The following is a 23229-nucleotide window of genomic DNA, read 5'->3' on the forward strand; positions in this document are numbered from 1 at the left end:
GATGACCCGATTCGGATACACCCTGATGACCGAGCAGAGCGGCCCGCGCGAGTTGGTCCGCTACGCGGTCGCCGCCGAGAACGCCGGATTCGACTTCCTGGTCAGCAGCGACCACTACTCGCCCTGGCTCGAGGAGCAGGGCCACGCGCCGCACGCGTGGACCATGCTCGGCGCGGTCGCGCAGGCCACCCGCTCGATCCCGCTGATGACCTACGTGACCTGCCCGACCATGCGATATCACCCGGCGATCGTGGCCCAGCAGGCCGCGACCCTGCAGATCCTGGCGCAGGGGCGCTTCACCCTCGGGCTCGGCAGCGGCGAGAGCCTCAACGAACATGTGGTCGGCGCGGGGTGGCCCGGACTCGACGAGCGGCACGAGCGGCTCGAGGAGGCCATCGGCATCATTCGCGATCTGCACTCCGGTGAGACGGTGAACCGGCAGGGGCAGTGGTATCGGGTGGACGCGGCCAAGATCTGGGACCTTCCCGAGCAACCGGTGCCATTGGCGGTCGCGGTGTCGGGCACTCGATCGGTGGAGCGTTTCGCGGCGCTCGCCGACGAGATGGTCAGCACCAGCCCCGATGCCGAGACCGTGCGCTACTGGCAGCATTTCCGGGCGAATACGACCGGTGCGGCGCACTCCCGCGTGACGGGTCAGCTGCCGATCGGCTGGGATACCGACCGGGACAAGGCAATTCAGCGCACCCATGAGCAGTTCCGATGGTCCGCGGGCGGCTGGGATGTCAATGCCAATCTCCCCACGCCGGCGGCATTCGCCGCGGCCACGCAATTCGTGCGCCCCGAGGACATCGCCGAGACCATCCCCTGCGGTCCCGACCTCGACGCCGTCGTCGCGGCGGTGCGTCCTTTCCAGGACGCCGGTTTCACCGATATCGCCCTGGTTCAGGTCGGGGACGAACAGCAGGAGCGGTTTCTCGCCGAGGCCGCCGGACCACTGCTCGCCGCACTTCGTGCGGCAGACAGTGATTCGTGAACGTGACGCGCCGATTCGTGAACGCGACGCGCGAGGGAAACCGGTTCGCTAGATGAGGTTCGACAGTGGCGCGACCGCGCTGGAAATGCCGTAGAAGGTGTCGACGAGCAGTCCGATGAACAAGTCGGTGTAGACCGACAACAAGTTGGGGCCCATAGTTTGCCAGAGTAGTCCGCTATCGGTCCGAGCGGTACATCGGATCTGGTCACAGCCCTTCGGGGCTCATCGCTGCTCGGTGACCCGTGGAACTACTCGGTATCCGATCGAACTGCTCGGTGTCCGATCCAAAAAGCAAGCGATGCAATCGATCAGCTCACGGTGCGGAATCCTCGAGGCTGAACGCGCCGGACCGGGCCGCCAGCACGGCCGCGAGGGCCGCGCGTTCGGGCAGGCGCGGGTCCGGTGGGGTACGCAGCAGGACCAGGTGGTGGTAGAGCGGTGCGGTCGCGAAGACCAGCAGCGCGCGCGAATCGATACCGCCGGAAAGTTCACCACGCCCCCGCGCACGCTGAATCACGCACTCGGACTGGGCGTATCGGTCCTCCCACAGGCGACGCAGGGCGAGTGCGGCCTCCTGCGAGCGGAACGAGACCGCGATCAGGGCCGTCGCGATCGAGTTCTGTGCCGTGAGCGAATCCTGGATCTCGTGATTGAGCGCGGCCAGATCGCCACGCAGGGAACCGGTATCGCGCGGATGCCAGTCGATATCGGCGGCCGCGGCGAACACGTCGGCGATCAGGCCGCCGACATCGCGCCAGCGGCGGTACACGGTGGTGCGGTGCACGCCGGACCGCGCGGCGACCGCGTCCACGGTGAGGGCGTCGTAGCCCTGTTCGGTGAGGACGGCGCTGACCGCGTCGAGAACGTCGGCGCGAATGCGTGCCGTGCGTCCACCCGGCCGGATTCTCGGGGTTTCGCCTGTTCGAGGCAGTTCGGTGCTCAGTGTCGAGGTTTCGCTTGCTCGAGGGAACGGGTTATGCGACCATGTTAACGCAACATTCGTAGCACTAGTGAGGTTTGCCGATGATCATTCGAAGTGTTCACCCGATCCAGCGGTCGCATCCGGCCCTGTCGCCCTCGAATACTTCGGAGTGTCTCCATGCCCACGCAGATCACCGCGCACGCGGTCAGCAAATCCTTCGACGGCCGTCTCGTTCTCGATGAGGTGACATGTGCGCTCACCGCCGGTGAGCGCACCGGAATCATCGGCGAGAACGGATCCGGCAAGACCACCCTGCTGCGGCTGCTCGCCCGGCGGGACACCCCCGATGCGGGCGAGATCACCGTTCAGACCGACGGCGGCGTCGGATACCTCGCTCAGGACGAGCGGCTACCCTCCCGGATGACGGTTCAGCAGGTGATCGACCGTGCGCTGAGCGAGCTGCGCGCGATCGAGCACCGCATGCGCACCCTCGAAGCGTCGATGACCGACGGCGACGAGACGAGCCTGCTCGAATACGGTGAATCGACAAGTCTTTTCGAGCTGCGCGGCGGCTATGACGCCGATGCGCGGGTCGAGCGAGCGCTACACGGGCTGGGCTTGCACCTGGTGGACCGCGACCGCACGGTCGGCGGACTCTCCGGCGGTGAACAGGTCCGGCTCCGACTGGCCGCGGTGCTGGCGGCGGGCACCGAGGTGCTGCTGCTGGACGAACCGACAAACCATCTCGACGACGACGCCGTGGCCTGGCTCGAAGAGCATCTGCGCACCCGCCGAGGCACCCTGGTGATGGTGTCCCACGATCGGACGTTCCTGGAACGGGTCGCGACCACGCTGCTCGAAGTGGACTCCGACCGCAAGCGGATCGTGCGATATGGCAACGGCTACAAGGGATTTCTGATCGAACGCGCCGCGGCGCGACAGCGCTGGGCGCAGTCGCACGAGCAGTGGCGGGCCGACGTCGACCGGCTTCGCGAATTCGCCGACACCACCGCCCGCCGAGTCGCGCCCGGGCGCGCGATGAAGGACAACAACAAGATGGCCTACGACCGGGCCGGCGGACGGGTGCAGCAGTCCCTGGCCGGGCGGGTCCGCAATGCCGAGGAACGCCTGCGCCGCCTGCTCGCGGATCCGGTGCCCGCGCCGCCGGAACCGCTGCGGTTCGCGCCGGCCCTGCGATCCGGACCCGTCCGCGGCACCGTCCTGACGGCCACCGATATCACCGTCACGGACCGGCTCGAACGCACCGGATTGGCGATCGCGGCGGGCGAACGGCTGCTCGTCACCGGCCCGAACGGATCGGGCAAGACCACCCTGCTGCGCGTGCTGGCGGGCATTCTGACCCCCGATTCCGGAACCGTAACCCGCTGCGGCACAGTCGGTTACCTAGCCCAGGATCCACACCCGGGCCACCCCGGCGAGACGGTGCTCACCGCGTTCGCGCGAGGCCGAACCGGCGACCTCGACGGGCGCATCGAACAACTCCTCTCCCTCGGCCTGTTCGACCGCACCCAACTCACGACACAGGTCCAGCGCCTCTCGACCGGACAGCGTCAGCGCCTGGCGCTCGCGCGCCTGGTCTCGGACCCCGTCGACCTGCTCCTGCTCGACGAACCCACCAACCACCTCTCCCCCGGCCTCGTCGAGGACCTCGACACCGCCCTCGCGCACTACCGGGGCGCGCTTCTGGTCGTCAGCCATGACCGGCGACTGCGCGCGCGATGGCAGGGTGAACGCCTCACCCTCCGAGCCTCCGCCGCCGTCTGACACCCCGACCTCCACGCTCCGAAACTCCACGCCCCAAAGGAGATTCGCCATGCCCGACGTGTCCCCTCCCACCCTCGAACGCCCTACCACCCCACTCGACGCGAGCGTCGTCCGATTCCCGCTCGCGTCCCGCAGGGCGGCGAGCGGTTCATGAGCTCGGATCGGCTCCTCGAACTCGGGGATGCCCGTCGCATCGACAACGAGGACGCCGATGCGCAGAGGCTCCGGGGTGATCGGCCGGTAGACGGGCCGGGGTGAACCACGGTGTCGCAAATGCTTGACTCATTCCAGAAAGCAGACGAGACTCTCGACCGTGCCGACGGCCGCGGATTTCCAGCAGATGCTCCGGGGAGTTTCCCTGCGGGTGACCGCTCCGCGCGTCGCCGTCCTGAGCGCCGTGCACGATCATCCGCACGCCGATACCGAATCGATCCTGCGTGATGTGCGCGACCGGCTGTCCACGGTGTCGCACCAGGCCGTCTACGACTCGCTGCACACCCTGACCGCGGTCGGCCTGATCCGCTGCATCCAGCCGTCCGGCCTGGTGGCGCGGTACGAGTCGCGGGTCGGGGACAACCATCACCACGTGGTGTGCCGCTCGTGCGGATCGATCGCCGATGTCGATTGCGCCGTCGGCGAAGCGCCGTGCCTGACCGCCTCCGACGACCACGGCTACTCGATCGACGAGGCCGAGGTCATCTACTGGGGCCTGTGTCCCGAATGCGCGGCGTCCCGAGCTCATTCGTCTCTCACCTGATCCGTCACCCACCTGATCCGTCACTCACCTGATCGCAGCCCGCATCACCCATTCAGGAAGGAATATCGTGACCTCCGATAGCAGTCCGGTCGCTCCTGACAGTGCCCCTCGCAGCGAAAGCGAGAGCGAGAACCCGGCAATCCCCTCGCCCACTGTCAAGACCGACCAGCGTCCCCGCACCAACAAGGACTGGTGGCCCGAGCAGATCGACCTCTCGGTTCTGCACGCGCACTCCTCCAAGTCCAACCCGCTCGGCGCGGATTTCGACTACGCGAAGGAATTCGCGAAGCTCGACGTCAACGCCCTGAAGGCGGATGTCGCTGCGGTACTGACCAATTCGCAGGATTGGTGGCCGGCCGACTACGGCAACTACGGTGGCTTGTTCATCCGGTTGAGCTGGCATGCGGCCGGTACCTACCGGATCGCCGACGGACGCGGTGGCGGAGGGCAGGGCGCGCAGCGTTTCGCTCCGCTCAACAGCTGGCCCGACAATGCCAACCTGGACAAGGCGCGGCGACTGCTGTGGCCGGTCAAGCAGAAGTACGGCAACCAGATCTCCTGGGCCGACCTGCTGGTGTTCGCGGGCAACGTGGCGCTGGACTCGATGGGATTCCAGACCTTCGGCTTCGGCTTCGGCCGCGCGGATGTCTGGGAGCCCGAAGAGATCTTCTGGGGTCCGGAGGACACCTGGCTCGGCGACGAACGCTACAGCGGCGAGCGCGAGCTCTCGGGCCCGCTCGGCGCGGTCCAGATGGGCCTGATCTACGTGAACCCGGAAGGCCCGAACGGCCAGCCGGATCCGGTCGCCTCCGCGCGCGATATCCGAGACACGTTCGGCCGCATGGCGATGAACGACGAGGAGACCGCCGCGCTGATCGTCGGCGGCCACAGCTTCGGCAAGACGCACGGCGCGGGCAATGCGGACCTGGTCGGCGCCGAGCCCGAGGGCGCGCCGATCGAGCAGCAGGGCCTGGGCTGGAAGAGCACCTACGGCACCGGCAAGGGCAAGGACGCCATCACCAGCGGACTCGAGGTCGTGTGGACCTCCACTCCGACCCAGTGGGGCAACGGTTTCCTGCAGAACCTCTACGGCTACGAGTGGGAGCTGACCAAGAGCCCCGCCGGGGCCTGGCAGTGGAAGCCCAAGGACGGCGCGGGCGAGGGCACGATCCCGGATCCGTTCGACGGACCGGCGCGCGTACCGACCATGCTGACCTCGGACCTGGCGCTGCGCGAGGATCCGATCTACGGCGAGATCACCCGGCGCTGGCTCGACCACCCGGAAGAACTCTCCGTCGCGTTCGCCAAGGCCTGGTACAAGCTGCTGCACCGCGATATGGGACCGGTCAGCCGCTACCTCGGCCCGTGGGTTCCCGAGGCGCAGCTGTGGCAGGACCCGGTTCCCGCGGTCGATCACGAACTGATCGGTGAGCAGGACATCGCGGCGCTCAAGAGCCGCATTCTCGATTCGGAGCTGTCGGTCGCGCAGCTGGTCAAGACCGCGTGGGCGTCCGCGTCCAGCTTCCGCAGCACCGATATGCGCGGTGGCGCGAACGGCGCCCGCATCCGGCTCGAGCCCCAGAAGAGCTGGGAGGTCAACGAACCGGCCGAGCTGGCCAAGGTGCTTCCCGTCCTCGAGCAGATCCAGCGGGACTTCAACGGCTCGGACGGTAAGCAGGTCTCGCTCGCCGATCTGATCATCCTGGGCGGAGCGGCGGCGATCGAGAAGGCCGCGGCGGACGCGGGCCACGAGATCACCGTTCCGTTCTCACCGGGACGCACCGACGCCTCGCAGGAGGACACCGATGTGGAGTCCTTCGCGGTGCTCGAGCCGCGGGCGGACGGCCTGCGCAACTATGTGCGCGCCGGGGAGAAGGCTCCGCTCGAGCGGCTGCTGCTGGAGCGGGCGTACCTGCTCGATCTGACGGCGCCGGAACTGACGGTCCTCGTCGGTGGCCTGCGTGCGCTCGGCGCCAATCACGGCGGCACCGATCACGGCGTATTCACCGACCGCCCAGGGGTTTTGACGACGGACTTCTTCGTCAACCTGCTCGATCAGAACACCGAGTGGAAGGCCTCCGAGTCCGCGGAGAACGTCTACGAGGGCTTCGACGCGGCGTCGGGCAAGACCACCCGCACCGCGACCGCCAACGACCTGGTCTTCGGCTCGCACTCGCAGCTGCGCGCGCTGGCCGAGGTGTACGCCCAGGCCGACGCCGGTGCGCGGTTCGTGAAGGACTTCGTCGCCGCGTGGGCGAAGGTCACCGACAGCGATCGGTTCGACCTGGCCTGATCGGCTCGTTCTACCGACATACATTCTACCGGCATACGAAGGGGTCCCGGGGCACATCTGCCCGGGACCCCTTCCGCTACAACGGGTTCCGCATCACTGCCCGGGACGCTGGACATCTCCGCGCCAGGCACCGGTCTCCCGCGGCCGCTCCTCGATGAACGTCTTGAACCGCTCCAGGTCACCCTTGACCCGGTGATCCAGCAGGCCCAGCTTGTCCCCGACGTTCTCGAGGAATCCCTCGGGATCGACGTCCATCTGGGTGGTGACCCGGGTGGTCTCGTCATCGATGCGATGGAACGTCACGACGCCGGCGTGCTCGGGGCCGCTGTCGGACCGCCACGCGACGCGCTCCTCGGGATGCTGTTCGGTGATGGTGGCGTCGAACTCGCGCTCGACGGGACCGACCTTCACCTTCCAGTGCGTATGGGTGTCGTCCAGCTGGACGACCTGCTCGACCCCCGTCATGAACTTCGGAAACGACTCGAACTGCGTCCACTGGTTGTACACGATTCGGATCGGTGCGTGGACATCGGTCGATGCGGTGACTGTGCTCATGCTTGACTACCTCTTCCCCGGTGCAGGACCGGATCATCGGGCCGCGCTGCCCAATTCAGTCGGTGAATGCCGGACTCGATCCGGCACGGGTGGCGGCTACCCGGAGCCGCGGGACCCAAACACAGTCCACAGGGAAGTCCCGAACACTCTGCGCCGCGATCGAACCTAGTGCGACGGCGTTCGGCCCAGGCGAGTCCTGGCTCCGTCCAAGACCGCCTCGATATCGCACCAGGTGTCGCGGACGATGTGCGCGACGGGCTGTAGCCCGGTGATCCGGGCGGACACCTGACCCGTGTTGGCCACACTGGCGTCGAGATCTCCCTCGAAGTAGAGATCGGTGATGCGGCCGAGCAGCTTCGTGTCGGCGGCGTGATCGCCGACGCGCGCGGCCATACCCACGCGCAGGACGCGCATGGTCGGGTTGCCGGGTAGGTCGAGCAGGATTGTCCCGGTGTCGTCGGCCGCGACGATCGCGTCCTTGAAGTTGGTGTGCACCAAGGCTTCCTCGCTGGCGAGCATGCGGGTGCCCATCTGCACGCCCTCCGCGCCGAGGACCACGGCGGCCGCGCCGGAGCGCGCGTCGCAGATACCGCCGGCGCAGATGATCGGCAGATCCACGTGCTGGGCGATCAGGGGCAGCAGCACCATCGTGGACGCGCCGAGCGCCGACTTGAAACCGCCGCCCTCGACGCCCTCCACCACCAGGGCGTCCACGCCCGCGTCCGCCGCCTTGCGCGCACCCCGGAGAGAGCCCACCACGTGCACGACCGTCATGCCCGCATCGTGCAGCCTCGCGGTGAACAGGGCCGGGTCGCCCGCGGAGGTGAACACATGTCGCACACCGGCTTCGACGAGAACCTCGACGATCGACGGGTCACGCTTCCAGCCCTGGATCATCAGGTTCGCCGCCACCGGCCGATCGGTGAGTTCACGCACCCGCAGCAGGTCCGCGCGTCCCTCGGGGGTCAGGGTCTCGATCATTCCGAGCCCGCCGCCCTCGGATACGGCCGCCGCCAGCTCGGCACGGGCGATATAGGTCATCGGCGCCTGCACGACGGGGAACTCGACGCCGAGCAGTTCCTGAACACGATTGGTCACCGGAGTCATCCTGCTACTCCCCCGGCCGAGCGGCGAGTGATCGGTCCCGGCGACCGGACGGAGGTCAGCCGTCGTGCTGTTTGCGGTCGCGGATCGCCGGGCTGATCGCCGACCACTCCCGGGCCCACCGCACGCTGCGGTAGTGGCCGAATCCGCACAGGGCCGACCACAGCACGATGCCGATTCCCAGCCAGGTGGTCAGCAGCGTGGTCAGCGCGGTACCGGTCGCACCGATCGCCGCGGTGCGGGGCGAACGCGGCGGGTTCGCGGGTTTTCCGTCCGTCCCCACCCACTGGGTGAGTCGATCACCGGCTTTCGCGGTGCTCGGTACCTCGACCATGGCCGTGGAGACATGCCCTTCTCGTTCCCAGCGCACCCAGGCCCGCGGCGGTCCGGGTGGCACTGCGGCATCGATCGGCGTGTGGGCCGGATCGGCCAGGACGGTGGCGGAGACCGAGATCTTGCCGCTGTCCTCGTGCCGGATCCGCGCGAGCAGTTCCGAGTGCGAGGCACGACCCACGAGCACCGCCACGGGCACGGCCAGCACGACGAGTAGTACCGCGAGCATGCGGACCACCATCTCGAGGCGATCCGAACGACGCATCAGAGGAGTGCGCCGCCACGGCAGGGTGCGGCGCATGCGCGTCAGCCGCGACGGATATTGCGGCACCCCGATCACCTCCGAACCCAGTGCGGGACTGGTGAAGTCACCCCTGTGCGGCCCGAATCCGATCGGTCGCGAATTCGGTCCTCACCCTGCGACTACCCGGCCGAATTCGACCCAAACGCGCGGGGGCGCTACTGACGGCGAACGCTGCGGGACCGCTCTCACACCCGCACGCGCGTCTCCGGTGCCGGGACGGGTGTCGGGGTTCACGCCGCCGGTTTCCATGGGCGCCGTCGAGCACGAGCGATTTCCGGGCCGCGCGACCGTCCGCCCGGTCGCACTGCCGGACAATCCGCGTCCCATTTGTGCTGTATACCAACGTTTCCCACGGGCCCCCCACAGGTCTTGACATTTAGCAACCGATCGGTTGCTATGAGTTGTGAGCTACGACACGATCATCAAGTCAGGCCGCTGGTTCGATGGCAGCGGCGCGCCCTCGGAAATCCGTCACCTCGGCCTGCGCGACGGCCGGGTCGCCACGGTGTCCGCGGTCCCGCTCGACGAGTCCGGTGTGCCGACCGTCGTCGATGCCGAGGGCAAATGGGTGCTGCCGGGGATGATCGACATCCACACCCACTACGACATCGAAGTCCTGCGCGGTCCGGGGCTCGACGAATCCGTGCGACACGGCGTCACGACGGTGCTGCTCGGCTCGTGCTCGCTGTCCACCGTGCATGTCGACGCGACACAGGCCGGCGATCTCTTCGGTCGCGTGGAGGCGATTCCGCGCAACCATGTCATCGACGCTCTCACCGAAGCCAAGACCTGGACCTCGGCACAGGACTATGTCGCAGCCCTCGAGGCACTGCCGCTCGGACCGAATCTGGCCGCGCTGCTGGGCCATTCCGACATCCGCACCGCGATCATGGGACTCGACCGCGCCACCCGCAAGGACGTGCGCAGCACCGCCGCCGAACTCGCCGCCATGCGGGCGCGGCTCATCGAGGCGCTGGACGCCGGTTTCGTCGGGATGTCCGCGCAGCAGCTGATGTTCGACAAGCTCGACGGTGACACCTGCCGCTCGCGCACCCTGCCCTCGACCTACGCCAAGGCGCGAGAACGCCGCAGCCTCAACGCGATCCTGCGCGAACGCCGCCGAGTGCTGCAGGCCGGGCCGGACATCACCTCCCCCCGCAGTATCGCCGCGATGACCCTCAGCACGCTGGGCCTGTTCCGCAAGCCGCTCAAGACGACCCTGCTCTCGGCCGCCGACATCAAGGCCAGCCCGTTCCTGGTCTACATCCTGGGCCCGATCGCCCGGCTGATGAACCGGCTCGGCGGCGATTTCCGCTGGCAACATCTGCCGGTGCCGTTCGAGGTGTACGCGGACGGCATCGATCTGGTGATCTTCGAGGAGTTCGGATCCGGCGCGGCGGCGCTGCATCTGGCCGATGAGATCGAACGCAACGCACTGCTGCAGGACGAGGCCTACCGCAGACGATTCCGCAAGGACTACGACGCGAAATTCGGTCTGCGCGTGTGGCATCGGGACTTCTTCGATGCCGAAATCGTCGCCTGCCCCGACAGCGAGGTCATCGGCAAGACCTTCGGACAGGTCGGCGCCGAACGCGGCGGGCTGCACCCGGTCGACGCGTTCCTGGACCTGGTCGTCGCGCACGGCACGAAGCTGCGCTGGCGCACCACCATCTCCAATCACCGGCCCGAGTACCTGGAGAAGCTGGGCGCGGATCCCGGTGTGCAACTGGGCTTTTCCGATGCGGGCGCGCATCTGCGGAATATGGCGTTCTACAACTTCGGCCTGCGTTTCCTGCGCCGGGTGCACCGGGCCGAGCAGCAGGGCCGCCCGTTCCTGTCGCTCGAGCACGCCGTGCACCGGCTCACCGGCGAACTCGCCGACTGGTACCGGCTCGACGCGGGACATCTGCGCGAAGGCGACCGCGCCGACATCCTGGTGCTCGATCCCCGGCATCTGGACGAGAGCCTGGATGCCTACGCGGAAAGTCCTGTCCCCCAGTACGGTAACCTCCCCCGCATGGTCAATCGCAACGAGGACGCGGTGACGGCGGTCTTCATCGGCGGCGAGCGGGTCGTCGATCGCGGAGTGCCCACCGACATCCTCGGAGTCCAGCGCACAGGGCGATTCCTGCGCGCGGACCGGCGATGACGGTTCCGGCCCGCCGCACCCAGGCCGGGCGCCGTGCCGCGACCATCGGCAAGCTCATCGAGGCGACCATCGCGACGATCGCCGAAATCGGTTACCACCGCGCCTCACTCGGCGAGATCAGCAAGCGATCCGGAGTCTCCAAGGGCGGCATCCTGCGGCATTTCGACTCCCGCATCGACCTGGTGGTCGCGGCGGCCGAGGAGGTGGGCCGCCGGCACATCGCGGCCTTCGACACCCTGCTCGAACACGACACCGCATTGCCGATCATCGATCTGCTGCGCCTGACCCGCGCGCAGATCCGCCACGACACCAACACGGTCTGGTTCGAACTGCTGGTCGCCGCCCGCACCGAGCCCGAACTGCGAAGCCGACTCGCGCCGGTCGCCGAGGCCCTGATCAAACAGGTCGAGGAGGTCGCCGCCGCCACCCTGCGCGGCGACCTGCCCGCCGACCGCACCCGGCTGCTCGCCACCTCGATCATCCACATGCTCGACGGCGAGGCCATCTTCCGCCACACCTTTCCCCGCCCCGACCTGGAAGAGGCCCGCCTGCACTACTTCGCCGCCCTCGCCGATCCCGGCAGCGAAGCCCCCTGAACTTCACACCACCACCCCGTGGTCGGCTCAGCGGTGCGCGCGCCCCGCGCTCGAACGCCGAAGGTGCTGTGCGGCAAGGGATTGCCGCACAGCACCTCGGAGGTCGGGTCAGATTCGGGCGGTCATGGTGGTCTCGGGCAGATCCTCCGCCCGCCGCAAGGCCTCCACGATCGTGTCGAGATACAGCAGGGTGCTGATCGGCATGCCGTGTGCCAGTTGGCCCAGACGGCGCAGGGCGCGGTTGTGGAATGCGGCGGTGAGTTCGGTGTCACGCAAATCCGTCAGTACGGGTCGAGCCGCGAAATACTCGGGGTCGACCCCGAACGTGACCGCCAGCGCGGCGGCCATGGGTCCGGGAATCTCGATTTCCTCGCCTTGGCGCACAGCGGTGATATCGAGCCCCGAGACCGGACATCCCGTGTCCGTGAGCTGTTCGGCCAATTCCTCGTCCGCCAGCGGGCGTCCATGCCGGCGTTCCCACATGTCGATCGCCAGATTCAACCGGACGCAGAGATCGATGCCGTTCATGTGGTCTCCTTTTTCCTGCGATCACTACCCATCGGAAAAGCAAGTACTTCGATGTGGCTACTGATTGGCTAGGCGAATTCCGTAGGCAGAACCTCCTCGTCGATCATTCGGCGGGGTAGCGCTTGAACCTACAATGAACACTGCAAACTATAGGCACACCGTTGTGCGCCAGACCCCGCACAGACATGACGAATCGTGCCAAAAGAATCCGCAGCAAACACCCTGCGCCATTGTGTGGCAACACAATTGGTCATTTGGCCGCTATCGAGATCGTCGAACCGCCACGGAGATAGGACAGTTCGCGGCCCCGGGTTCGGTCGGCGCTCAGGCCCGCGCGGCGCGCACGCTCGGGGGTTCGAGCATCGGGACCAGGAATTCGCGAGCGAGCGTTGCCAATTGCTCGTCGTCGTCCAGATCGACGATCTGGCTCGGAATGGCCAGGAAGGATGCGCAGATTCGAACCATCAACTCCGCGATCAACTCGATGCGCAGTTCCTGGGCGATGGTGCCCGCACGCTGCTCCTGACGCAGCTGCATGACCACGAACTCGCGGACCATGGCCACCGCCCGCCCGCCGTCACCGATGAGCGAGCTGACGAATTGATTGGGCTCGGCGGTGATCAGCGTGCCGATCAGCGGATTGCCGCGCAGGGCGCGCAACGAGCTCACGAAACCGAGCACGACCCGGTCCCCGGGCGTCGCCGCGGTGGTGATGTCGACGAGGAATCTGTCGAAGTACCTGCGGAATTCGCGCAGGATGACCTGCTCCACCAACTCGTCCTTGGTGGCGAATCGCCGGTACACGGTGATCCGCGAGACGCCCGCCTGCCGGGCGACGTCCTCCATGGTCGAGCGCTGCACACCCCACTTCTGGAATTGCTCGTCGGCCGCGTCGAGAATGCGGGTGCGCGTTCGATCGGTGTCGCCGGCATTCTCGACGGCGGCGAGGTAGGCGCGCTCGAGCAGAGATTTTCCGGTCGGTGCCGGGTTCACGGGCTGCTCAGATTCCACATGTCGATGATACGTTTCCGCGTTTGCTGTTTCTTCGCATGCCCGCCGGACCGGTCGGGGCCGGTGGCGCAACCGCGTGCGGATTGCGACACCGGCCCCGACCGGCGATCACGCCGAATCACCTGTCCGGATGCCTCAGCGGTTGGTCATCGGAATCTCGATGCTCACCGGCAGGCGAAGCTCGGCCAGGTACCACATGGCGAATTGGCGCAGGAACTCGTCGAACATCCAGTAGGGAGCGTCGATCACGGGAGCGACCTGCAACACGCCCTCACGGACCGCGACGAACGGCCCCCACGCCACCTCGAGCAGCGGACTCCAGACCGGCTCGCGTGGGATATTGAGCCAGTTACCGATGTTCTCGCCCATGATGAATCGCGTGAAGGCGCCCAGGATCGGGCGGCTCAACAGCGAAAGATCGAGATTGGCACCGAGATTGAGCAGCTGGTTGGCCAGATCGTTTCCCTCCGCGGTCGGAGCCAGGATCGGATCCAGCTGCTGTCTGGCCTGCGCGTCGGCCTGATCCCAGGTCGCGGGGATGTACTCGTCGCGCACGCCGAGCAGGTGCCCGGCCAGCTGCCAACTGTGCAGGTACCCTTCGGATTCCGCGACCGGGATCGGCACCTTCCAGGCGTTGAGCGTCCGCATGATGGTGGTGGCCAGACTGTGCCAGGTGACCATCACGTCGTCCTGACTGATCGGCGTGACATCACTCGGCCAGTGCGGTGACTGGGGCAGCAGATGCCGCACCGCCGCGTGGATGATCCGGGTCTTGACACAGGTCACGATCATCTCGCCGCCGTCGCCGTAGGCGTTCACGGTCCCGATGTCGTAACCGAACTTCGCGGTCTTGGCGATGCGATCCTTGAGATGCGACCCGCCGCGGGAGTAGTACACCGCGCGCGCCTCGTGAGGAATGACCGTGGACATCATTCCGCTGGCGAAGGCGTACAGCACACCCAGATAGAGCCCGCGCTTCTTGTTGAACTCGAACGAACTCGCGAGCTTGCCCTGATCGGCCCACGACGGCAGCTGCCGCGCGTATTCGATGAAGTCCGCCAACCCTTTCGGCAGCCCAGCGGGCAGGGGCTGGTTGTTGTGCGTCCACGTCGCCAGCAATCTGTTGACGCCGGGCACGTCGTAGTTGTCCATCACATCGGCCAGCACCGGATCCGCCTCCGGATCGAACAGCGTGAGCGGATCGGCTCCACCGCCACTGCCGACCACCGAGTTCTCCGGCGACCATGTCCAGGGTTCCGCGCGGGCGGTCCGAGCGCCGAGCGCCAGTACCCCCATCGCCCCGAGAAACCCGCCACCTGCCCTGATTGCGTCACGTCTGCTGAGCCGGTTGGCATCCATGCTACGGTCCCTCTTCGTTGAGTTTGATACAAAGACACGGTATCTGTATCCGCGTATCTTCATGACAGCACACCGTGACAGCCATCACAACCGGATGGCGAAGATTCCCCTCCAGCGAAAGGCCCGAAGATGAACCCCTGGATCGTCATTCAGAACCTGCTCAACCAACTCGATCTCGGCTCCGCCGGCAGCAGCGGCCCCACTCGCTGACCTCCGCCACCCGGAGCGGTTGTCCGATCACCGTCCTGATGAGATAATGAAACAACAAACGTCTCATTGACTCGTTAGGACCGTGATGACGCACCCGATTCGATCCGCCCGCTCAGCGAAGGCGAGTGCCCGAGCAGCAGACCCCGGGGCACTCGCGCGCCGACGGCGATACATGGTCGGAACCGGCGCACTTCTGGGCGGCGCGGCCAATGTCGTCATGCAGCTGAGCAACCCCGCCGTCGGACGCGGCGTCGTCGAGAGCGTGGTGAAAAGTGGCCGCTACGACCGGAATCCGCGCAAGAGAGGGCGAACCACGCTGACCTACCTGGCCGTGGCGATGATCGGCACCGAGGACGACCGGGCGGCCTATCGCGCCGCGACGAACGTCTCACACCGGTCCGTGCGATCGGCCCCCGACGCCGAGATCACCTACAACGCCTTCGATCCGCGACTGCAACTGTGGGTGGCGGCATGCATCTATCAGGGCGTGCGGGACTGCCAGGTCGCGTTCTTCGGCGACCTCGACCAGGCGACCGAGGACGACCTGTACCTCCAATCGGCACGCTTCGGCACCACATTGCAGATGGGCCAGGACCTGTGGCCCGCCGATCGCGTCGCGTTCGCCGAGTACTGGGACGCACAGGTCCGTGCGATGGCCATCGATCCGGACGTCAGGAGGTATCTGCTGGAGCAGGTCATCGACCTGGGCCCGTACCCGCGCGGGTACCGGCTGGTCTTCGGGCCCGCACACCGGTTCGTCACCACAGGCTTTCTCCCCCAGCGTTTTCGCGACGAATTGGGCCTGACCTGGAGTCCGCGCCGTCAGCGACTCTTCGAGGGCGCGATGCGCACCCTCGGACGTGTACTCGCGCGGCTGCCGGAGCGACACCGCCTGTACCCGTACGAGAACTACCTGCGCGATATGCGCCGGCGACGAGAGCTGGGCAAACCGCTCGTGTGATCCGGGGGCACATCAACCGTAAAGTTATTGACTATTCCCCTTGATGACCGCGCCGTGATGCTCCGACCGGCGGGCGATACTCGCCAGAAATCTGCACTCGCAGCTGCCCGGACAAAACACCGACATCACGCCTACGATTTGATATGTTACTTCCCATTCCGGCAGGAACGGATCGAGATAGGACTCGTATGACCACCATGTCGCACCCGTGGGAGCCGAATTACTACGACCCACAGGGTGATTCGTATGTGGAGGAAACCTCCGCTCCCATCGGCCCCTCGGTCATGGTGGTGGCGCCCGAGCCCGGTCGGCCGCCTCGGCTCACACTCGCGCAGACCCGAATCCCGATCCCGGGAATTCACCGCGAAACCAAGCGGCTCCCCCGACTGCAGGACGCCTTGGATTTCTGGCAGTTCTCCGGCGCGGCGGCGAACGTGGCCATGCAGATGGGCAGGCCGGAGGTGGGGCGCAGCATCGTGGAGAGCACCGTCGAATCCGGAGCGCTCATGGCTCACCCGTGGAAACGCTTGCGCACCACGGCTTCCTACCTCGCCGTCGCCATTCTCGGCACCCCCGAGGAGAAGGCGATCTACCGGGAGGCGGTGAACGTCGCCCATCGGCAGGTACGGTCCCGGCCCGGAGCGAAGGTGAAGTACAACGCCTTCGACCGCAATGTCCAGATGTGGGTGGCCGCATGCCTGTTCATCGGCTTCGAGGACACGTACCAGCTGCTCAACGGGAAGATGAATCCCGAACAGGCCGAAGCCTTCTATCGATCGTCGTCGACCCTGGGCACCACACTGCAGGTCCGGGAGGACATGTGGCCGGCCACCCGCGTGGAATTCGACGAGTACTGGAACGACGCGTGCGCTCGGCTCGCGGTGGACGAGGACGTGCGCGCCTACCTCGACGATCTCCTGCATCTGCGAATGATCCACTGGTACCTGCGGGTGATCTTCGGTGGCCTGCTTCGTTTTCTGACCGCCGGTTACCTGCCGCCGTATTTCCGCGAGCGGATGGGCGTCGAATGGAGTGCCGCCGATCAACGCCGATTCGAGCACCTGTTCGTGTTCGTGGCATTCGTCAATCGATTCTTTCCCAGATTCCTGCGGGCGGGCGGCAGCGCGACCTTGATGAAGGACGTGCGTCGCCGAATCCGCACACAGCGCGCACTGCTCTAGACAACGTCACGAGGCGTCATTCTCCATATTGCCGATGGAGCGTGACCGTTCCAGGAGGTATCGGTGAAGACGGATTCGCTGCTTCGAGTGGGCCGCATGATGGCGGACACCGCGTCGGCGATAGCGGTGCTGCACCGCCGGGGAATGTTCGATCCGTGGCGGCCCGGCGAGGTCATCCAGTCGATGCGCGATGCGGAGGTCTACGGACCGTTCGTCACCGTGCTCGCGCACGCGGCCCGACGCGATCGCGACGCACCGGCGATCGTCGACGAACTCGGCACCGTGACCTTCGGCGAACTCGACGCACGCTCGAATGCGCTGGGCCACGGACTGTCCCGTGCGGGCTTCGGGCCGGGGTCGGTGCTCGCCGTACTGTGCCGTGACCATCGGGGAATGGTGCTGGCACTGCTCGCCGCGGGCCGGCTCGGCGCGCGGGCGGTGCTGATGAACACCGGCTTCGCCGCTCCGCAGCTGGCCGATGTGGCCGCGCGCGAGCACGTCGACGGAATACTGCTGGACAGCGAGTTCATCGAGTTGCTCAGCGAGATCCCGCACCAGATCCCCCGGATACTGACGTGGATCGACGATCCCGGCGCCCGGGCGCTGGGGTACGCGACCATCGATGAGCTGATCACCGCGAATTCGGGCGAGGCGCCACCGGCGCCGGAGCAGGCCGGCGGCATGGTCATCCTCACCAGTGGAACCACCGGTACGCCCAAAGGCGCACCGCGCGACAAGGTTTCGCCCCTGCAGTCCGCGCAGTTCCTCGATCGGATCCCGCTGCCGCGCGACGACACCATGGTCGTGGCCGCCCCGACCTTCCACGGCACCGGTCTGTCGCAGCTGATGCTCGGGTGGGCCCTGGGCAACAAGGTGGTCCTGCAGCAACGCAGATTCGACCCGCGCAAGACGCTGGCGAACATCGCCGAACATCGCGCGGCCACACTGGTTCTGGTGCCCACGATGCTGCAACGCATCGTCGATCTGGGCCCCGAGGTTCTCGGCGGCGTCGACACCTCCTCGCTGCGGGTCATCTTCGCCGCCGGATCCTCCATCTCCCCCGATCTGAGCCGCCGCACCGCCGAGGCCTTCGGCGACGTGCTGTACAACCTCTACGCCTCGACCGAGGTGGCCGTCGCCGCGGTCGCGACCCCGCAGGACATGCGTCTGGCACCGGGCACCGTCGGCCGCCCACCGGTCGGGTGCCGGGTGGCGATCTACGACGAACACCGCACTCTCGTCACCGCTCCCGGCGTGGTGGGCACGATCTTCGTCTCGAGCGGTCTGAGCTTCGCCGGCTACACCGACGGCCGAAACAAGGAGACCGTGGACGGGTTGCTCTCCAGCGGCGATATCGGCCATTTCGACGCCGACGGACGGCTGTTCATCGACGGTCGCGACGACGACATGATCGTCTCCGGCGGCGAGAACGTCTTTCCCCTGGAGGTCGAGAACCTGCTTGTCGGCCGGGCCGACGTGCTCGAGGCCGCGGTCGTCGGAGTCGAGGACCGTGATTTCGGTAAACGCTTGCGCGCGTTCATCGTTCGTGCCGAAGGCGCCGAACCCGACCCCCAGGAGATCAAGGACTACGTCAAGGCGAACCTGGCCCGCCACAAGGTCCCGCGCGACGTGGTCTTCCTGGACGAGCTGCCGCGCAACGCCACCGGCAAACTCCTGCGCCGCCGCCTCGAGCACTCGGACCCGGTCGAGCCGAGCGATGCCTGAGCATGGGCGGCCGAGCGTTCCAGCCGCCGCGCTCAGGCCCGCGCCTCGCTCGCGCCGCCCGGGGCACGAGAAAGCGGAAAGCGACGCAGATCTATTGCGGCCGTGTGTAATACGATGCGAAACCCGGCGATCACCACCCATTGCATCCACAGCGTGAGCGGCCCGGAAACGACCGGAGCGGCGACTTCGAACCGGGTGTACCACCGCACCTGGGTGCCACCGGGTACCGCCCGAAACTCCATGAACCCCTCGTCGTGTCGAAGTTTCGGGCACGAACCCTCGATCCGATAGCGCATCAGCGTCGGTCGCCGGTACTCCACCACATGCTCGGTGAGCGACAGCAGCCAGGCGCGCACCTCCCGCACCGCGCCGTTGCCGGACCCCTGGATATCGCCGGGGCGAATCAGAGTGACCTCGCGGACGGTCGGCACCATCCAGTAGTTCGTCGCGTCGGTGAGCCAGTCGAACACATCCTCGATCGGCGCCGCGATCGTGTACTCGATATCCACCGTGCGCATTCGACGCCCCTCGGGTCCGGTCGATCTTCGCTGCTGCCCGAACGGCGGCGGTGAGCGGATCACTTCAATGTGAATATTACATAACTTAAACCCCGGATCGAACCGGGTCAATGTCGCGACAGTTTGCGTCTTTTCCAGCATAAATGCTCGCAATTGCCTGCCGAAACAGTCTTCCAATTCTTAGAATTATGAGTAACATATGCTGCTGCGGCTCCTCGTACTTACCCCCGGGGCCGGCAGCCAGTGAGGCAATGACGCAGTCGTCGGCAGGGCGAGCGCGGACGTGCCGGCAGGCAGGTATGCGAAAGGACCACGCCCGTGCTCAAACGGTTGGATCGACTGCTCGGCTACGAGATGAAGGTGTCGGAGTTCCTCGGCACGATCATCATTCTCGGCATTCCCTACGGACTGATCGGGGTCGTCTGGACCCTCACGCACACTTCGCATTTGAAAGATATGCACGGCATCGACATCGTCGTGTCGTTCCTCGGATCCATCGTGTGCTGGCCCGTGCTCACCTTCGCGAATGTGTGCATGACCTAGATGATGGCGCTGGTCTGGCTCATCGACATCCTGGTGATCGGCATCAAGATCCTCGGTGGGCGAACGCAAGTCAATCCCCTACTCCGCGTAGGCCTCTGGTTGTCCGTGCTGTGCGCGGTCGCGGCCGGCGTCGCCGTGCTCGGATTCGGCCTGGTCCTGCTGCAACACCGGCTCGAGGACCTGGCCTGAGATGTCAGGCGACACTTCACTGGAAAGGAATCGGTCACCAGTGACCACCACTTCGGAAAGAGCGCCGGCCACCCCGCCCGTACGGGAACCGAGCGAGCTGGAGACCTTCAGCACGAGCGTGAGCGGCCTGTGGCGCCGCCATCCGCAGCAATCGCTGGAAACCCTCGGCCGCCAGGTGAGCCTGGGCCGCGAGGCACTGCGGCAGCTGATCCTGTCGCTCGTGCAGCGACGGTTTCCCTATCGCGAATTCATCAAGCAGTGCGCCTTCATGACCAGCGTCTCGGCCGCACCGACCGCGCTGGTGGCCATTCCGGTCGCGGTCGTGGTGTCGATTCAGTTGGGCGCGTTGGTGAATCAGGTCGGCGCGACCACCTTCATCGGCGCGATTGCCGGGCTCGGCGTCATCCGCCAGGGCGCGCCACTGGTCACCTCGCTCATGATCGCCGGAGCGGTCGGCTCGGCGATCACCGCCGATCTGGGCTCGCGCACGATCCGTGAGGAGATCGACGCGATGATGGTCATGGGCGTCGACCCGATCCGGCGCTTGGTCGCGCCTCGGATCGCGGCCGCGGTCCTGGTCAGCATGCTGCTGTGCGGCTTCATCGTCTTCGTCGGGTTCGCGACCGCCTACACCTTCAACGTGTACGCCCAATCGGGCACGCCGGGCTCGTTCATCACCTCGTTCTCCTCCTTCGCGGTCGCCAACGATCTGCTCGTCGCGCTGGTCAAGGCGGCGATCTTCGGAGTGCTGACCGCGATCATCGCCTGCGATATCGGCCTGCACGCCAAGGGCGGCCCGGGCGGGGTGGCCAATGCGGTCAACTCGGCGGTGGTCACCTCGGCGCTGATGCTGTTCGCCACGAACGTCATCATCACCCAGCTGTACAACACCCTGCTGCCGACGAAGGTGATCTGAGGTGGGCAGCACCTATACGCCTCCGGCCCTGCGGCCGATGCGCGTGGTGAGCGGCGCGATGGCCGGGCCCGTCCGCGTCAATCAGCGAATCGGGCACCAGGCCTTCACCTTCTTCCAGGCCGTGGCCGCGGTTCCGTTCGTGCTCAAGCATTATCGCAAGGAGGTGCTGCGGCTGACCGCCGATGTCGGCTGGGGCAACGGCTCGCTGGTGGTCGGCGGCGGCACCATCGGCGTGGTGATCATGCTGTGCGGATTCGCCGGTGTCACAGTCGGAATGGAGTCGTTCACCGCGCTGAACCTGCTCACCATGAGCCCGCTGACGGGCGCGATCTCCGGATTCGCCACCACGCGCGAACTCGCACCGATCATCGCGACGGTGGCGGTCGCCATCCAGTCCGGATGCCGTTTCACCGCGCAGCTGGGCTCGATGCGCATCTCCGAGGAGATCGACGCACTCGAGTCGATCGCGATCCGCCCGCTGCCGTATCTGGTCACCACCCGGATGATCGCGGCCACCCTCACGATCATCCCGCTGTACAGCGTCGGACTGGCGGTCGCCTACCTGGCGACGAAGCTCTCGGTGCTGTTCCTGGGCGGCACCACCGCGGGCACCTACGACCACTACTTCTTCCAGTTCCTGCTGGGCCCGGACGTGTTCTGGTCGATGCTCAAGGTGATCATCTTCGTGCTGATCTCCACCTTCATCCAGTGCTACTACGGCTACACCGCCACCGGTGGCCCGGAGGGCGTCGGCGTCGCGGCCGGGCGGGCCATCAAGATGGTCATCGTCGTGATGGTCTTCACGAATCTCTTCATGACACTTGCGATCTGGGGCATCGACCCCGGATTCCGGATCTCGGGGTAGGCGACCATCATGCTGCTCGATCCCAGTGGCCGCGGACCCACCGCCCGCCGATTGACCCTGTCCGGAATAGCGGTGCTGTCCACCGTCGCCCTGCTGCTGTTGCTGCTCTCGATGCGCTATACCGGCCGCTTCGAGAGCAAGGTGCCCGTGGTGGCCACCCTGACCAGCACCGGTGACGGACTGCCCACCAATGCCGACGTCAAGTTCCGCGGCATGGTCGTCGGCCGCGTCGAGGCCGTGGACATCGTGTCCAAGGGCGAGAGCCAGCGCGCCTCGCTGTGGCTCAAACCCGGTATCGCACAGACGATTCCCGCGAACGTGACCGCTCGCGTGATCCCGAACAACATCTTCGGCGTGACCGCCGTCGAACTCGTCGACAACGGCCCCACCGCCGACACGCTCCGGTCCGGGGCCACGATCGCCGAGGACACCGGTGCGACCACCGTGCAGTTGCAGACCACGCTCAATGTGTTGCGCAACGTCCTGAACAACATCCAGCCCGAGAAACTGGGGCGCGTGCTGGCGACGCTGTCCGCCGCGCTCGATCCCTCGGCCCGGGTGCCCGGATCGACCATCGAACGGCTCGACACCTGGATGACGCAGATCCGGGGCCTTCCCGAAATGGGCACGCTGCTGGGCGATCTCGGTCGCGCCGCGACCGCGCTGAGCCAGTCCGCACCCGAGCTGGTCGGGGTGCTCTCGGAATCGGTGACCACGGCCAAGACCCTCACCGAGCAGCGGGCCTCGCTGGTGGCGCTGCTGACCAACGGCGGTTCCGCGATCGATACGGTCAACACGCTCTTCGCCGCCAACCCCGACTCGGGCAAGTTCCTGGTGTCGGGCCTCAACGACCTGTTCGGCAGCCTGGCCAAGGACCCGCAGGCCATCCCGTTCGCGATCTCGAACCTCAACACCGCGCTGCACCGGCTGCAGTCGGTGTTCACCTTCGGACCGCACCGGCAGATGGTGTGGACGATGGATGTGAGTTTCACGCCGTTCCAGCAGTACACCGCCAAGGACTGCCCGCAGTACGGGGCGCAGGCCGGTCCGCGGTGCGGAACCGCGAGCGTCGCCGATTCCGCTCCGGCACAGGAGTTTCCGGCTGCCCAGCTCCCGCAGCACCTCGGCGCCGCCGGCCCTGCTCCGGTGACACCGGGCCCGATCAGCGTTCCGGGGCTGCCGGCACTGCCCGCCGTCCCGGGACTGCCGTCGATCCCGGGACTGCCCGCGATTCCCGGCATCACCGCCCCCGCCGCCCAGGACACCACCCCGGCGGCCGGCGGCGCCGCGCCCATCGCATTGCGCGGCAGGGACGCGGTGGCGGCCATCGTCGGCGGCGAGCCGACCATGGCGCAGCTGCTGCTCCTGAGTCCGGTACTCGCCGGCGGTCACCTCGAGATCTCCGATACCGCCGAAGGTGGTGAATGACAG

General features: G+C 66.7%; 22 protein-coding genes. 14 read left to right on the top strand and 8 right to left on the bottom strand.

Translation table 11 applies throughout. The features are described 5' to 3' along the window. Nucleotide 1 precedes the first annotated feature (1 nt). Nucleotides 2-994, top strand: a complete 993-nt coding sequence (locus tag NJ1_RS10585; RefSeq protein WP_067691125.1) for a TIGR03557 family F420-dependent LLM class oxidoreductase — start codon at nucleotides 2-4, stop codon at nucleotides 992-994. A 313-nt stretch (nucleotides 995-1307) separates the two neighbouring features. Here NJ1_RS10585 and NJ1_RS10590 read toward each other — a convergent pair whose 3' ends face one another. After that, the gene (locus NJ1_RS10590; RefSeq protein WP_067691127.1) at nucleotides 1308-1937 is read right to left on the bottom strand and encodes a TetR/AcrR family transcriptional regulator C-terminal ligand-binding domain-containing protein; all 630 of its coding nucleotides are present in this window, start codon (nucleotides 1935-1937) and stop codon (nucleotides 1308-1310) included. Nucleotides 1938-2093: 156 nt separating this feature from the next. Between NJ1_RS10590 and abc-f the strand changes: the two genes are divergently transcribed. From abc-f to katG, 3 genes are all read left to right on the top strand, one after another. Beyond that, nucleotides 2094-3701, top strand: coding sequence for a ribosomal protection-like ABC-F family protein (gene abc-f, locus NJ1_RS10595; protein WP_174557065.1), 1608 nt, complete (start codon nucleotides 2094-2096; stop codon nucleotides 3699-3701). Between the two features lie 340 nt (nucleotides 3702-4041). Then, the gene (locus NJ1_RS10600; protein WP_174557069.1) at nucleotides 4042-4458 is read left to right on the top strand and encodes a Fur family transcriptional regulator; all 417 of its coding nucleotides are present in this window, start codon (nucleotides 4042-4044) and stop codon (nucleotides 4456-4458) included. A 67-nt stretch (nucleotides 4459-4525) separates the two neighbouring features. After that, complete coding sequence (gene katG / locus NJ1_RS10605; protein ID WP_067691134.1) at nucleotides 4526-6751, top strand: catalase/peroxidase HPI; 2226 nt, start codon at nucleotides 4526-4528, stop codon at nucleotides 6749-6751. Between the two features lie 93 nt (nucleotides 6752-6844). Here the strand turns inward: katG and NJ1_RS10610 are convergent, their stop codons facing one another. From NJ1_RS10610 to NJ1_RS10620, 3 genes are all read right to left on the bottom strand, one after another. Further along, nucleotides 6845-7306, bottom strand: coding sequence for an SRPBCC family protein (locus NJ1_RS10610; RefSeq protein WP_067691136.1), 462 nt, complete (start codon nucleotides 7304-7306; stop codon nucleotides 6845-6847). A 165-nt stretch (nucleotides 7307-7471) separates the two neighbouring features. Then, entirely contained in the window at nucleotides 7472-8404 is a 933-nt protein-coding gene (locus NJ1_RS10615) for an NAD(P)H-dependent flavin oxidoreductase (RefSeq protein WP_067691625.1), read from the bottom strand. A 64-nt stretch (nucleotides 8405-8468) separates the two neighbouring features. Further along, the gene (locus NJ1_RS10620; protein WP_157573888.1) at nucleotides 8469-9074 is read right to left on the bottom strand and encodes an Rv1733c family protein; all 606 of its coding nucleotides are present in this window, start codon (nucleotides 9072-9074) and stop codon (nucleotides 8469-8471) included. A 376-nt stretch (nucleotides 9075-9450) separates the two neighbouring features. Between NJ1_RS10620 and NJ1_RS10625 the strand changes: the two genes are divergently transcribed. Beyond that, nucleotides 9451-11196: an N-acyl-D-amino-acid deacylase family protein gene (locus NJ1_RS10625; protein ID WP_067691141.1), complete on the top strand. Its 1746-nt coding sequence runs from the start codon at nucleotides 9451-9453 to the stop codon at nucleotides 11194-11196. Continuing rightward, entirely contained in the window at nucleotides 11193-11792 is a 600-nt protein-coding gene (locus NJ1_RS10630; protein ID WP_067691143.1) for a TetR/AcrR family transcriptional regulator, read from the top strand. The genes NJ1_RS10625 and NJ1_RS10630 overlap by 4 nt, the downstream gene beginning before the upstream one ends. Before the next feature lie 108 nt (nucleotides 11793-11900). On the opposite strand, the gene NJ1_RS10635 is transcribed toward NJ1_RS10630, so the two are convergent. The 3 genes from NJ1_RS10635 to NJ1_RS10645 all read right to left on the bottom strand — a co-directional run bounded on the left by NJ1_RS10635 (nucleotide 11901) and on the right by NJ1_RS10645 (nucleotide 14690). Then, the gene (locus tag NJ1_RS10635; protein ID WP_067691147.1) at nucleotides 11901-12320 is read right to left on the bottom strand and encodes a hypothetical protein; all 420 of its coding nucleotides are present in this window, start codon (nucleotides 12318-12320) and stop codon (nucleotides 11901-11903) included. A gap of 324 nt (nucleotides 12321-12644) precedes the next feature. Further along, complete coding sequence (locus NJ1_RS10640) at nucleotides 12645-13331, bottom strand: TetR/AcrR family transcriptional regulator (protein WP_067691150.1); 687 nt, start codon at nucleotides 13329-13331, stop codon at nucleotides 12645-12647. Nucleotides 13332-13466: 135 nt separating this feature from the next. Beyond that, nucleotides 13467-14690 (bottom strand): oxygenase MpaB family protein, encoded by a 1224-nt coding sequence (locus NJ1_RS10645; RefSeq protein WP_067691153.1) that lies wholly within the window; start codon nucleotides 14688-14690, stop codon nucleotides 13467-13469. A gap of 382 nt (nucleotides 14691-15072) precedes the next feature. Here NJ1_RS10645 and NJ1_RS10650 point away from each other — a divergent pair, with 382 nt between their 5' ends. The 3 genes from NJ1_RS10650 to NJ1_RS10660 all read left to right on the top strand — a co-directional run bounded on the left by NJ1_RS10650 (nucleotide 15073) and on the right by NJ1_RS10660 (nucleotide 18767). Then, nucleotides 15073-15861 carry an oxygenase MpaB family protein gene (locus NJ1_RS10650; RefSeq protein WP_245717324.1) on the top strand — a complete coding sequence of 263 codons (789 nt, stop codon included), beginning with the start codon at nucleotides 15073-15075 and terminating at the stop codon, nucleotides 15859-15861. 284 nt (nucleotides 15862-16145) lie between these two features. Beyond that, on the top strand, nucleotides 16146-17042 hold the full coding sequence (locus NJ1_RS10655; RefSeq protein WP_067691628.1) for an oxygenase MpaB family protein: 897 nt from the start codon (nucleotides 16146-16148) through the stop codon (nucleotides 17040-17042). Nucleotides 17043-17138: 96 nt separating this feature from the next. Continuing rightward, nucleotides 17139-18767 (top strand): acyl-CoA synthetase, encoded by a 1629-nt coding sequence (locus NJ1_RS10660; protein ID WP_067691158.1) that lies wholly within the window; start codon nucleotides 17139-17141, stop codon nucleotides 18765-18767. Nucleotides 18768-18799: 32 nt separating this feature from the next. Here the strand turns inward: NJ1_RS10660 and NJ1_RS10665 are convergent, their stop codons facing one another. Then, complete coding sequence (locus tag NJ1_RS10665) at nucleotides 18800-19426, bottom strand: SRPBCC family protein (RefSeq protein ID WP_245717325.1); 627 nt, start codon at nucleotides 19424-19426, stop codon at nucleotides 18800-18802. A gap of 177 nt (nucleotides 19427-19603) precedes the next feature. Between NJ1_RS10665 and NJ1_RS10670 the strand changes: the two genes are divergently transcribed. Genes NJ1_RS10670 through NJ1_RS10690 form a run of 5 tightly spaced genes read left to right on the top strand, consistent with a single transcriptional unit; the run spans nucleotide 19604 to nucleotide 23226 of the window. Beyond that, nucleotides 19604-19828 carry a hypothetical protein gene (locus tag NJ1_RS10670; protein WP_067691163.1) on the top strand — a complete coding sequence of 75 codons (225 nt, stop codon included), beginning with the start codon at nucleotides 19604-19606 and terminating at the stop codon, nucleotides 19826-19828. Next, nucleotides 19829-20017, top strand: coding sequence for a hypothetical protein (locus NJ1_RS10675; protein WP_067691164.1), 189 nt, complete (start codon nucleotides 19829-19831; stop codon nucleotides 20015-20017). A 1-nt stretch (nucleotide 20018) separates the two neighbouring features. Continuing rightward, a complete protein-coding gene (locus NJ1_RS10680) occupies nucleotides 20019-20933 on the top strand; it encodes an MlaE family ABC transporter permease (protein ID WP_067691167.1) in 915 nt (304 codons plus the stop codon). Nucleotide 20934: 1 nt separating this feature from the next. Then, nucleotides 20935-21798 carry an ABC transporter permease gene (locus NJ1_RS10685; protein ID WP_067691169.1) on the top strand — a complete coding sequence of 288 codons (864 nt, stop codon included), beginning with the start codon at nucleotides 20935-20937 and terminating at the stop codon, nucleotides 21796-21798. Nucleotides 21799-21807: 9 nt separating this feature from the next. Next, nucleotides 21808-23226, top strand: a complete 1419-nt coding sequence (locus NJ1_RS10690; protein ID WP_067691171.1) for an MlaD family protein — start codon at nucleotides 21808-21810, stop codon at nucleotides 23224-23226. The last annotated feature ends 3 nt before the right edge of the window (nucleotides 23227-23229 follow it).

This window comes from Nocardia jejuensis NBRC 103114 (assembly GCF_001613145.1).
Classification (GTDB): Bacteria; Actinomycetota; Actinomycetes; order Mycobacteriales; family Mycobacteriaceae; genus Nocardia; species Nocardia jejuensis.